11 protein-coding genes are annotated in these 12,864 nt (G+C 50.2%); 3 read left to right on the top strand and 8 right to left on the bottom strand.

Annotated features, from left to right (window positions below; translation table 11 throughout):
- Positions 1-166 precede the first annotated feature (166 nt).
- The 8 genes from CFERDRAFT_RS03500 to CFERDRAFT_RS03465 form a co-directional block, all read right to left on the bottom strand.
- Positions 167-1,036 carry an N-acetylneuraminate synthase family protein gene (locus CFERDRAFT_RS03500; protein ID WP_006365827.1) on the bottom strand — a complete coding sequence of 290 codons (870 nt, stop codon included), beginning with the start codon at positions 1,034-1,036 and terminating at the stop codon, positions 167-169.
- Between the two features lie 133 nt (positions 1,037-1,169).
- A complete protein-coding gene (locus tag CFERDRAFT_RS03495) occupies positions 1,170-1,688 on the bottom strand; it encodes a KdsC family phosphatase (protein ID WP_006365826.1) in 519 nt (172 codons plus the stop codon).
- A 587-nt stretch (positions 1,689-2,275) separates the two neighbouring features.
- Positions 2,276-3,664, bottom strand: coding sequence for a class II fumarate hydratase (fumC, locus tag CFERDRAFT_RS03490; RefSeq protein ID WP_006365825.1), 1,389 nt, complete (start codon positions 3,662-3,664; stop codon positions 2,276-2,278).
- 188 nt (positions 3,665-3,852) lie between these two features.
- Positions 3,853-5,079, bottom strand: coding sequence for a hypothetical protein (locus CFERDRAFT_RS03485; RefSeq protein ID WP_040433044.1), 1,227 nt, complete (start codon positions 5,077-5,079; stop codon positions 3,853-3,855).
- A gap of 211 nt (positions 5,080-5,290) precedes the next feature.
- Positions 5,291-5,893, bottom strand: a complete 603-nt coding sequence (locus CFERDRAFT_RS03480; protein WP_006365824.1) for a class I SAM-dependent methyltransferase — start codon at positions 5,891-5,893, stop codon at positions 5,291-5,293.
- Positions 5,894-5,960: 67 nt separating this feature from the next.
- A complete protein-coding gene (locus CFERDRAFT_RS12290; protein ID WP_156777982.1) occupies positions 5,961-6,113 on the bottom strand; it encodes a hypothetical protein in 153 nt (50 codons plus the stop codon).
- Between the two features lie 158 nt (positions 6,114-6,271).
- A complete protein-coding gene (locus tag CFERDRAFT_RS03470; RefSeq protein ID WP_006365823.1) occupies positions 6,272-6,805 on the bottom strand; it encodes an inorganic diphosphatase in 534 nt (177 codons plus the stop codon).
- Positions 6,806-6,943: 138 nt separating this feature from the next.
- Complete coding sequence (locus CFERDRAFT_RS03465) at positions 6,944-8,278, bottom strand: alanine/glycine:cation symporter family protein (RefSeq protein WP_006365822.1); 1,335 nt, start codon at positions 8,276-8,278, stop codon at positions 6,944-6,946.
- A 354-nt stretch (positions 8,279-8,632) separates the two neighbouring features.
- On the opposite strand from CFERDRAFT_RS03465, the gene CFERDRAFT_RS03455 reads away from it, so the two are divergent.
- From CFERDRAFT_RS03455 to CFERDRAFT_RS03445, 3 genes are all read left to right on the top strand, one after another.
- Complete coding sequence (locus CFERDRAFT_RS03455) at positions 8,633-10,243, top strand: peptide chain release factor 3 (protein ID WP_006365821.1); 1,611 nt, start codon at positions 8,633-8,635, stop codon at positions 10,241-10,243.
- A gap of 104 nt (positions 10,244-10,347) precedes the next feature.
- Positions 10,348-11,466 carry a two-component system sensor histidine kinase NtrB gene (locus CFERDRAFT_RS03450; RefSeq protein ID WP_006365819.1) on the top strand — a complete coding sequence of 373 codons (1,119 nt, stop codon included), beginning with the start codon at positions 10,348-10,350 and terminating at the stop codon, positions 11,464-11,466.
- Entirely contained in the window at positions 11,463-12,818 is a 1,356-nt protein-coding gene (locus tag CFERDRAFT_RS03445; RefSeq protein ID WP_006365818.1) for a sigma-54-dependent transcriptional regulator, read from the top strand. The genes CFERDRAFT_RS03450 and CFERDRAFT_RS03445 overlap by 4 nt, the downstream gene beginning before the upstream one ends.
- Positions 12,819-12,864: the final 46 nt, after the last annotated feature.

Raw genomic sequence — 12,864 nt, 5'->3', positions numbered from 1 at the left:
GACCGGATAAACGACGGGTAAATTTAAGGGAGGAAAATAAATATAACAAGCACCCGGAACAATTAATAGTGATGGCCGGGTAACAGATATATACACTGAATAAGCATGCATAAAAAAAGCCGGAACTGGTTTATTCCGGCTTTTTTTATGCTTTACTTTCCCGATTTCAGGAGCGGCGTAACTTTTTGCGAGCCGCAGCTTCTCCCTCATAGACACGCTTCACTCCGTCACCGAGGGCTTTTTCAATATCGCGAATGTTTGAAACCAGCCGCGACATACCCGATATCTCAACCGAGGCGGCCTGATCAGAGCCCCACATGGCCCGGTCAAGCGTAACATGGCGCTCTACAAAAGCCGCACCGAGGGCCACCGCCGCCCAGGTGGTGGAGAGCCCGACCTCATGACCGGAGTAGCCGATAGGCACTTCAGGGAAGAGCGATTTATAGGTCGTGATCATCCGGAGATTCAGCTCATCAATCGGGCAGGGGTAGGTCGAATTGGTGTGGGCAATCATCAGATTGTCACGTCCAAGCTCTGTAATGGCCGTTTCAACCTCTTCCATGGTTGACATGCCGGTTGAGATGGCAAGCGGCCGTCCGGTTGCCTTGGTTTTTTTCAGCAACCCGAGGTCGGTCAGCGAAGCTGAAGCTCCCTTGTAACAGGGCGGATTGAACTGCTCCATAAAATCAACCGAATCCTCATCCCAGCAGGATGCAAACCATGAAATCCCCTTCTCACGGCAGTAACGGTCAATTTCAAGGTACTCATCGCGCCCGAACTCAACCTTGTAGCGATAGTCGATATACTTCATGCGGCCCCAGGGGGTATCACGCTCAATATCGCGCTGATCTTTCGGAACACAGAGCTCGGGTGTACGCTTCTGGAACTTCACTGCGTCACATCCGGCAAGAGCAGCACCCTCAATCAGCTTTTTGGCAACCTCCATCGAACCGTTGTGATTGATACCGATTTCAGCGATAACAAATACAGGATGGCCGTCCCCTACTTTTCTGTTTCCTATCGTTAATTCTGCCATAAACAAGTAATAAATGATATGATAAAACGAGCCTTGCCGTTGCCTTTAAGCGAATGCACGGGAATCGCAGTTATAAAAATATGCTCTCTTTACTGGTAAATACGTTCTATCCTTCGGCTGTAACCGGTCAGAATCAGGAGACTCTGAGATCAATCAGCCACTCGGCAAAATCCCTGAATGCTCCGTGACCTCCATCAGCTTTGGCTCGATAGTGAACACAGGGCTCTACAAAAAGCGTACCGTCCTGGGGGCAGGCCGTCAGCCCTTCCGGAGCAATAACATGCATGATCCCGATATCGTTTACATCGTCACCAATATAGGCAATTTCACAGAGTGCAAACCCTGTTTCCGCCTGCACGGTATCAAGCATCGCAACCTTGTCCTTGATGCCGAGATAAAGGTTCCTGATCGCAAGTTTCTCTGCCCGTTTTTTAATGCTCGGTGAAAGCTCACCGGTCATAATTCCGGTCTCGATGCCTTCAGCCCTGAGCCGCTCAACCCCCATGCCGTCCCGGATTGAGTAGCGCTTCATCTCCTCCCCCCGCTCCGAATAATAGACCCCGTTATCGGTAAGCACGCCGTCATTATCAGAGAGCACCAGCTTTATCCTCCCGGCTCTTCTCCTGAGCTCTTCGATCGGCAGTGACAACATAGGTTAACGGGAAATTGGTTTTGAAAACAAAACAGTCGCCAATATATCACTTTTCCACCATATCACAGGAAGAAGCCGTAAAAAGATACATTTCTGCTTCTTTTTCAGATAAGGGCACCTCTATAAATTGTCATGAGCGGTTTGATGATTTTTGAACCACGAAACAAACGAAATTACACGAAATGGTGCAGGGGCAATCCCTTGTGGTTGCCCTGATTTTTCTCTTCGTCCTTGCGGTCCCTGAAGTCTCTATAGTCCTTGATCTCTTTTCGGAGCACCATCCAACGCAGTAACCGGGTTTCGGAACAAATAAATAGAGGGGCCCATAGGTTATCAACAATCTGTCCACAATTGATTACGCATCTTTCACCGGGCCCCAAAAGCCGCAACTGACGCGGCCCGCAGAAAAACGGTAATATCAACTTATTATTTTACAATAACATAATATTTAACTGCAATCAAAACAGGAACATCACCATGTTAACGCTTACAGCTTGAAGTTCAAGGAAATCAACACTTTTCAACACATTCCGCCATATTTCAACATATTCATGAAATGTGCCACTGTTTCTTGCCATGAGCACCTGTCAACCGATCATTTTCCCTGGATCAACCCACCGGTCAAACTCCTCCGCTGTAAGATATCCTGACAGCACTGCGGCTTCGCGCAGCGTTATGGCCGAGTCAGCCGCTCGCTTCACAATTTCAGCCGCCCTCTCATAACCGATATGCGGATTCAGGGCGGTTGCAAGCATGAGCGAGCGCTCCAGATGAGCCGTAATGCGCTCCTGCTCCGGCTCAATCCCCCTGACACAGTTGAAGGCAAAGGAGAGAGAGGCATCCCCAAGCAGTTCAGCCGACTGCAGGATGTTGGCAATCATGACCGGCCCGAACACATTGAGCTCAAGATGACCCTGCATGCCTCCAACGGAAAGCGTAACATCATTGCCTATAACCTGTGCGCAAACCATGGTGAGCGCCTCCGCCTGCGTAGGATTGACCTTGCCCGGCATAATCGACGAGCCCGGTTCGTTTGACGGGAGGCGAATCTCGCCGATGCCACAGCGGGGACCGGAGGCAAGCAGTCGGATATCATTGGCAATTTTCATCAGGCTGACCGCCGCCTGTTTCAAAGCCGCATGGGTTTCAACCAGAGCATCGTGTGCGGCTGTAGCCTCAAATTTGTTCTCCGCACTCACAAAGGGGTGTCCTGTAAGCTGGGCAATGGTCCGGGCCACTTTTTTGGCATACCCTTCCGGAGCATTAAGCCCGGTTCCCACCGCCGTTCCGCCAAGCGCAAGCTCGGTCAGATGCGGCATGGTATTGCTGATGGCGGCAAGCGCATGATCAAGCTGGGAAACATAGCCCGAAAACTCCTGTCCGAGCGTTATCGGCGTCGCATCCATTAAGTGCGTGCGGCCGGTTTTGACAATATCCATGGTGGCTTCCGAAAGCACCGAAAGCTCATGGCGGAGCTGCTGCATGCCCGGAATGGTTTTCCGGCCGATCATGCCGTAGGCCGCAATGTTCATCGCCGTCGGGAAAGCGTCGTTGGATGAGTGCGAGAGGTTGACATCGTCATTGGGTTTAAGCAGCCGCTTCCCCTCCCCGAGTCGTTTGCCGGAAAGAATATGGGCACGGTTGGCAATCACCTCGTTGACATTCATGTTGGTCTGGGTACCCGATCCGGTCTGCCAGATCACGAGAGGAAAGTGGTCGTCAAGCTCCCCGGTAATGATCTCGTCGCACACCATGGCAATGACGTTCATCTTCTCCACATCGAGCACACCAAGCTCACAGTTGGCAATTGCCGAAGCTTTTTTCAGATAACCGAACGCCTCAATAACCGCCTTCGGCATCGAACCCGGAGGCCCGATCCTGAAATTCTCCAGCGACCGCTGGGTCTGGGCCCCCCAGTACCGATCCGCCGGAACCCTCACCTCGCCCAGAGTATCCTTTTCCACACGGTATTTCATCGCTCTGTCGTTTTACCTGTTATCCTACATATCTCTATAACCTATAAACAACATTACCAACAATAATGCAGCATTATGAATCCGCGAAACCAGACAAATACATCAGAATACACCTAAATATTGAACAAGAGAACTCATGTAAAGTCACTATAATTGCTAGCCAAACTGTGCTTATTCACTCTTGTTAGTCACACCAATCCACGTGATTTAGATCCATGTGGAGCCACATCAGTTTCAGATAGGTTACCCCACTTCAATTCTCTCAAAATAACTCTTTCAATAAGCGTTTGCCAACTATCATGAAATAACAATAACTGCTTAGGCTCAACATCATCTCCATGCGCTATTAAATTCCTGATATCAATCATACCCTTCATTTCTGGCAAGTCAACAGTATACACAGACATTTTATCAATTAACTCTTGCTTATCTTCATCTCTTTTTTTTTCAAAATTATTTTTAAGTATTTTCTCAAGAATACTATTCCAAAGTATTATTTGGGCGTTCATCGAATAATCAACACCAGAAAGATAAGACTGCAACAACCTCTTAACATAAACCAAATTCGAATAGCCAATATTTTTTAATGAATTTCCGAGATATTCTTTAAATGAATACTCGCTTATTAGCCGAAAAACCTTTTTATCTTTAAAAAAAGATTTTCTTGTATTATAGCAAACAAATAAAGACTCCTTTATCATCCCATCACACTTATACCAATTATGTCTTCTTCTTTCAGCAAAAGATGTTAATAGCAGAATAATATCAACAACAGGAATTACTTTTTTGTACAAAGACAATAATGAGCATAAAGGATTATCCGCAATCACTTCAAGGATATTTGACTCAAACCTCCCAATGTATCGATCTGTAGATATCATTTTTATGCCTAAATGTTCTACTTCAGAGCCAAATTGAATATTAGAAACCACTTTTCTTTTTATATTTCCAGTGTAGTGCTCTTCTGTATGCAATTGAGTCATTAATAATTCACTTTCTGATATAAAAAAACGACACTTCGTATCATCATTACCTTTTCCATACGAATATACATATTTAGGAAAATGATATTTTACAAAGCACTCACTCCAATTCTCAGCAATTCTAGTCGTCTGTAGTCCAGCAAAATATGCCTCTCTTATGATATGATTATTGCAATTAGTTCGACCGTTAGTTTCCGAATTGGAGATTTTTAAATTGATAGACCTAAGTCTTTTTTCAACTCCCCTACTAAACACTTCGATATCCTCTGATTTCTCCAAAAGAAGATAGAAGTGTGGTTCTGCTGAAAACGAATTGGGAAGCCATAAAAAACACTTTGTTTTGGTGTTTTTTACAACGCTTTTCCCAATAAGTATATCAGCTTCACATCTTATGTATTCATCAAACGGCTTTTCTAACGGCATTTTAGTCATATTATTGATGCTGTTTAACGGGCTGAGAATACTGCCGGAACCTCTGAAGAAAAGATAATGAACTACGGTAATTATTCTGCTATCCTTCACAAGAAGGAAATTCTGCCCACAAACGCAAAAAAGCGGGCACTGCATGAAAACAGTGACTGCCTTTCTGACGATAGTCGAATATATGAGCAGTTCAGTGCAGCGAAGAACCCAAGGGGCCAAACTATCCCGGGAAATGGATTGAGGCCAGATTACGCAGCTCCGGTTCCGGTATCATCGTCGTGACAGCGAGTGCCCACAGGTCGAAATAGGGAGCACTTCGCCTCCGGAAGGCAACCATGGTAAATCCGGCAACCCGCAGCGTTCCGGTCAGCACCTTTTGTGTAAATCCGCAGCGATGAGCCATGTACTCCTGACCCCTGGCCAGGGAGGGACGATGACCATAGAGGATGTCAAGAGGCGAAATCGGACCTGCCGGTGAAATATAAGCCTGATCGGTAAGCTTGTCATCAGCGATCATTGCGGCAACCGATTGCAGATCCGGACAGGTAATCACGGCAAACCCTTCAGGGTTGAGTACCCGCCTGAACTCAGCAAGTGCTACAGGAACCTGGTGAGCATAGAGATGCTCGATACTGTGACTTGAAAATACAGCATCAACTGAAGCGCTCTCAACGGCAGACATATCCGTCATGGAACCGATAATATCAGGGGAAACCGCTGAATCAATATCAAAACGCAGCTCTGACCATTCCGGAGTATTGAATCCGCGAGTTGTCTGGCTCTTCTTGCGGGGTCCGCATCCGACATGGAGAAAACGTTTCATCGTTGTTTGGAGATGGTGGTCTGGAGGATGATGGATGCAATCAGATCAAAAGCACAATAAAAAGAAATCAATTCTCAAGCAAATCAAACCGTGTTCCGGCGATAGCCAGAACCAGCTCGGCAGGTTCGGCAATCACTACTGCCAGAAAAGAAAAAAAGCGGTCACTGCCTGAAAACAGTGACCGCCTTTCTGACGACAGTCGAATATAGGTGTGTGGCAAGGGTAAACCTCATCTGGTTCCGCTAATTTATTGTCGTGAGCGGTTTGAGTGCGAGGCAGACGGAGCGGAGAAACCGGAGTGTACATGAGAGTACATGAGGATTTCGAGCACCGGCCAACGAAGCAATCAAATCGCGCAACAAATAAATAGTGGTACCATTAACAGAATACCTTGATATAGTTGTCTATGGAATGCTTCACGCACTCACGGGCGACCGCTGCATCCTGGAACTCTTCGACAAGCACCGTCTTCTCTTCAAGCGCCTTGTACTCCTCAAAGAAGTGCTTGAGCTCGGAACCGAAGTAGGGTGGCAATTGGTCGATGTTGTGGACGTTGCTCATGCTGACATCATCCTCGGCAACTGCGATGATCTTGTCATCACCTTCGCCATGGTCAACCATGCGCATAACGCCAATAACCCTTGCGCGTACCATGCACATCGGAACAATGTCACACTGGGATATAACGACGATATCAAGCGGATCATGATCATCACCAAGTGTTCTCGGGATGAAGCCGTAGTTTGCAGGGTAGAAAATGGAGGAGAAAAGAACACGGTCAAGCTTCAGCATTCCGGTTTTCTTGTCGAGCTCATACTTGGTTTTACTTCCTTTTGAAATCTCGATAATGGCGTTGACAACATTCGGCTGACCCTCTCCAATCTCAACGTCGTGCCAGGGATTAAAATTCATGGTATGACTTGCTTATTTGATTAATAAAACGGTGTGCTATTATACCATTTTTTTTATAACCTCAAGGGGTGAAAAATCCGGAAATCAGGATTATTTCACCCCCCCTAAAAGCGATGGCAACTTCTGTTAAAACTCCCCTCACCTTTCGGCTTTCGGACGGGAAAAATAGTCTTTGGTTTCGGCGGCAACGACAGGGCTGAGCACGATAAGGGAGACAAGGTTCGGCAGCGCCATAAGGCCGTTGGCAATATCGGCAAAGGTCCAGACCGCCTGAAGGGAAGCCACGGAACCAACCATGACGGCGGCAACCCAGACCCAGCGATAGGGCATGATGAGCTTTTTGCCGAAGAGGTACTCTATCGCCTTTTCACCGTAGTAGGACCAGCCGAGAATGGTTGAGAAGACAAAGGTCAGTAGACCGAAGGTCAGTACGGCATTGCCGATATAGGGCACCTCGGTAAAGGCCGCGCTGGTAAGCTCCGCCCCTTTCAGACCGCTCTGCCACATGCCGGAGTTGACCACTACTATCCCGGTTGCAAGGCAGACCACAACAGTGTCCCAAAAGGTTCCGGTCGAAGAGATGAGCGCCTGTTTTACCGGATGTTTGGTCTGGGCGGCGGCCGCCACAATCGGAGCGCTGCCGAGACCGGATTCGTTGGAGAAGAGTCCGCGAGCAATACCGAAACGCATCGCCTCCCTGACCCCTGCTCCGGCAAATCCGCCGATAGCGGCCTGACCGGAAAACGCCGATGAGATGATAAGCTGGATGGTATCCATGATGGTCTCATGACGAATAAAAAGCAGAACGACACACCCCAGAACGTAAAAGATGGCCATAAAGGGCACAAGGTACTCACAAACCTTGGCAATGGAGCTGATGCCCCCGATAATGACAATGGCGGTGATCACGGTGATCACGGAGCCGGTTATCCAGGGGGAGATGTTGAAGTTATGCTCCACCATAACGGCAATGGAGTTAGCCTGAACCATGTTGCCGATACCGAATGCGGCAACAGAAGTAAAGAGTGCAAAGAGCACCGCAAGCCACTTCATCTTCAAAGCTTTTTCAAGCACATACATAGGCCCGCCGGAAACCGTGCCATCCTCCGCAACGGTGCGGTACTTCACCGAGAGTACAGCCTCGGCATATTTGGTGGCAATACCGAAGACGCCTGTCAGCCACATCCAGAGTACCGCTCCCGGACCGCCTGCAGCAACTGCAGTGGCAACACCGACAATATTGCCGGTGCCTATTGTGGCCGCAAGTGCGGTAACAAGGGCTCCGAATTGGCTGATCTCCCCTTCTCCCTCCTTCTTTCTGCTAAAGGACATCCGGATCGCCGAAAAGGTATACTTCTGAATAACGCCGAGCCGGAAGGTCAGAAAAATATGGGTTCCAAAGAGCAGAACCAGCAGCGGAATACCCCAGACATAGCCACTGAGCTGATCGAGAATTTTTTCAAGTGAAGCCACACAACCTCCATTTAGCGTTTTGTTATGGGCACCTCTATTTATTTATTCCAAAACCCGATTACTGCGTTGGGTGGTGATTGAAATCCTCCTGTACTACGTGTACACTCCGGTTTCTGTGCTCCATCCGCCTTGTCCTCGGGCTTGTTACGACAATAAATAGAGGTGCCCTTATGATGTATGTTATTTCCGGAAAATAACTAATCGTGAGCAATCCAGCGAGAGTAAAAGCATCGGGCCGGGCCGGATTCTTTTTATTACCCGGCTTCTTTGTATCTTGGCCCACTCTGCAGACCATTTTTTTACAACACCCTGCATGGCAGTCATGAACTGAGAGCAGGAGCACGAAAACACGCAATGGATTTAATAAAGGAAACCGCACGGCGGAAAACGTTTGCCATCATAAGCCACCCGGATGCGGGTAAAACCACACTGACCGAAAAATTTCTGCTCTTCGGCGGCGCCATCCAGACTGCCGGTGCAGTAAAAAGCAACAAGATCCGCAAAACCGCCACCAGCGACTTCATGGAGATCGAAAAGCAGCGCGGCATATCGGTTGCCACCTCGGTCATGGGGTTTGAATATGCCGGAAAGTGGGTCAACATTCTCGACACTCCCGGCCACAAGGACTTTGCTGAAGATACCTACCGCACCCTGACGGCAGTGGACAGCGTCATTCTCGTCGTGGACTGCGTCAAAGGCGTTGAAGAGCAGACCGAGAAGCTGATGGAGGTTTGCCGCATGCGCCACACCCCGGTCATTATCTTCATCAACAAGATGGACCGTGAGGGGCGCAACCCCTTTGAACTGCTTGACGAGCTTGAGGCAAAGCTTCAGATCAGCGTCAGGCCGCTCACCTGGCCGATCAGCCAGGGGCAGAGCTTCAAGGGGGTATATAACCTTTACAAAAAAGGGCTCAACCTCTTTGAAGCCAATACCACAAGAATCAGCGAAAGTATCATCAAGGTCAGTGACCTGAACGACCCTGAACTCGAAAAATGGATTCCGGAGAGCTTCTGCCATAAACTCCGCGAAGACATTGCCCTGATTGAAGGGGTCTATGAGCCCTTTCATGAGGAGACCTATCGTGACGGCCTGCTTGCTCCGGTCTTTTTCGGCAGCGCCATCAACAACTTCGGCGTCAAGGAGCTGCTTGAAACCTTCCTCACCGTGGCCCCGAGCCCGGATGAACGTGAAGCGGCAGAGCGAATTGTCAAGGCCTCGGAACCGGCAATGAGCGGATTTGTCTTTAAAATCCACGCCAATCTCGATCCGAACCACCGTGACCGCACCGCATTTTTCCGGATCTGCTCGGGCAGTTTTGAGCGCAACAAGTTCTACTACCACACCCGGCTGCAGAAAAAAATCCGCTTTTCAAGCCCAACCCAGTTCATGGCCAATGAAAAAAGTGTGGTTGACGAGTCGTTTCCCGGAGATGTGATCGGCCTCTACGACAACGGCTCACTGAAAATCGGTGATACCCTTACCGAAGGCGAGGAGCTTCACTTCCGCGGTATCCCGAGCTTCTCTCCGGAGATCTTCAAGGCGCTCGAAAACCGCGACCCGATGAAGGCTAAACAGCTCGACAAGGGGATACGCCAGCTCACCGAAGAGGGGGTCGCCCAGCTCTTCATCCAGCACGGAGCCCGCAAAATCATCGGCACCGTCGGCGAACTCCAGTTCGACGTCATCAAATTCCGTCTGGAGCACGAATATGGCGCCCAGTGCGACTTTACTCCTCTGCGCTTTCACAAGGCATTCTGGATAACCGGCAGCAACAAGGAGATGCTTGACGAGTTTCTGCGCCGCAAATGGAACGCCATTGCGCTTGACAAGGAGGATCATCCGGTCTTTTTTGCCGAAAGCGAATGGATGATGAAAACCGCAAGGGAGGACTATCCCGACCTGGAGTTCCATACCACCTCGGAGTTCAAAACCGAAGGTACCGGCTCGAAAGAAATGAGGTAAACAGATGTTTTCGGGGGAACTGCCCATTATGAAAAAGGGTATATTTAGTGCGAAAACCGTTCGTTTGAACCCTGAACCATGCCAATAGAGTGAGGGCGGAACAGATGGAAACAGCAACACGCATCCGGACGCTCTCACTGGCAGCCTCGGTTATCGCCATCAGCCTGCTGCACTACCTGACGCCGCTCCAGCTTCCCTATCTGCACGACATCTTCCAGCGGCTCTACTATCTGCCGATCATCCTGTCGGGGCTCTGGTTCGGCTTCCGGGGTGGACTCTTCTGTGCACTCTTCGTCAGCATCCTCTACGCCCCTCACATACTCTACCAGTGGGGCGGCCACCCCGGTATGGAGATGGAAAAATACCTTGAGATACTGCTCTACAATACAGTCGGAACTGTCACCGGTATGCTCTCGCAACGGGAACGGGAAAGAACCGGAGAGCTTCAGAAAAGCAGCCGCGAGTTGACCGAGTCCTATCGCAAACTGCAGGAGCAGTCAGCAGAGACCATCATCATTGAAGAGCAGTTACGGAGGGCGGAGAAGCTCTCAACCCTCGGAGAGATGGCGGCAGTCCTTGCACACGAAATCCGCAACCCGCTCAGCTCCATCCGGGGAACCGCCGAAATTCTCCGGGACGACTACCCCACCGGCACCCCCAAACATGAGTTCATCGATATACAAATCCGCGAGACCGAACGACTGAACCGGGTGGTGGAGGAGTTTCTGCACATGGCGCGCCAGCAGCCGATGGCGATGAAACCCTGCCGGGTGCAGGATGAGCTGGAGACCATTGTAACCCTCGTGATGAACGATGCCCGCAAACGGCAGGTTGCACTACAGCTTCAGCCGAACGCTGTTGCGATGATCGTCATGGCCGACAGCGAGAAGCTGCGCCAGGCATTCCTGAACATCATCATCAACGCCCTGCAGGCAACGCCGGAGGGAGGGCGCGTCACCATATCCACGACAATTGCAGAGCATGCTTTCTGCGAGATCCGATTCCGCGACAGCGGACCGGGTGTTGAAAAAGCGGCAATGGAGAGAATATTTGAGCCCTTTTTTACCACCAAGTCTGACGGAACCGGACTGGGACTGGCTATCACGAAAAACATCATTGAAAACCATAAAGGGACGCTGAAGGTTGAGAGTGAAGCGGCAAATGGCACAACCGTAACCATCAGACTCCCGTTACAACGGACTCAGCCGGGAGAAGCAACGTGAAAGCAAAAATTCTTGTCATTGACGACGACACCTCGCTCCGCAGAGTCCTTGAATATAACCTTCAGGAGGAGGGGTATGAGGTAGAGACCGCCGCCTCGGGTGAAGAGGGTTTGATGCGCCTTGACCTGTTCGGCCCGGACCTGGTCATCACCGACATGAAAATGACGGGAATGGATGGCATGAAGGTGCTCAAAAGCGTCCGGGAGCGCTCTCCGGAAACGCTGGTGATCATCATAACCGCCTTCGGAAGTGTTGATGCTGCTGTTGAAGCCATGAAGGCCGGAGCCTACGACTATATCACCAAACCCTTCAACCGCGACTCGCTCCGCCTTACCGTCAAAAAGGCATTGCAGTTCTCCGGCCTGAGCGAGGAGAACCGCCGACTCAAACGGGTACTCTCCGACAGAGAGGATTTCCGCACCATCATCGGTTCTTCAAAAGAGATGGAGCAGCTCTTTGCGGTGATCCGCAAGGTGGCTGACACCGAGGCTTCAGTACTCATCACCGGTGAGTCCGGCACAGGCAAAGAGCTTGTCGCCCGCTCCCTCCATGCCGCCAGTTCACGCAGGGATGGCCCGTTTGTTACCATAAACTGTGCGGCAATTCCCCGTGACCTCCTTGAGAGCGAGCTCTTCGGCCATACAAGGGGTGCATTTACCGGGGCGATCAAGGATAAAACCGGAAAATTCCAGCTTGCCAACGGCGGAACCATCTTCCTCGATGAGGTTGGCGAGCTCGCGCTTGAACTGCAACCGAAACTCCTCAGAGCACTGCAGGAAAAGGAGGTTGAACCGGTTGGCGGCTCGAAGGTTGAAAAACTTGATGTCCGGGTCATATCAGCCACCAATCTTGATATCGACCGGGCTGTGGAGGAAGGCTCCTTCCGCGAAGATCTCTACTACCGACTCGCCGTCATCCCTCTCCATCTTCCCCCGCTTCGCGAACGACGGGAGGACATTCAGCTCCTTGTCCGCTATTTCTCATCAAAACATGGAGGAGAAGCGGTCACTTTTGAGAAGAGCTCGCTTGCATTGCTGAAGGAGTATGACTGGCCCGGAAACGTGCGTGAGCTTGAAAACACCGTCGAGCGCCTCCTTATCATGCGAAACAGCGATACCATAACCGTGGATGAACTGCCCTCCAAATTCCGGGAGAAGAGAACGACGGGCCGCGCCATACTCCGGCTGCCGGAAGAGGGGTACCCGCTTGAACAACTTGAACGGGAAATTGTGGTTGAAGCGCTTGAACGCAATGGGTGGAACCAGACCGCTGCCGCCCGCTTTCTCAGAATACCCCGCCATACCCTTATCTACCGGATTGAGAAGTATGGTATCGAACAGCCCGGGAAATAACCGGATCCGGCGTTATCTCCTGCTCTTCACGTCGCACTTCTCCTCC

This window comes from Chlorobium ferrooxidans DSM 13031, assembly GCF_000168715.1.
GTDB classification, from domain to species: domain Bacteria; phylum Bacteroidota; class Chlorobiia; order Chlorobiales; family Chlorobiaceae; genus Chlorobium; species Chlorobium ferrooxidans.
The sequence above is the reverse complement of the archived record's forward strand: the minus strand, read 5'-3'. Positions and strand labels throughout refer to the sequence as shown.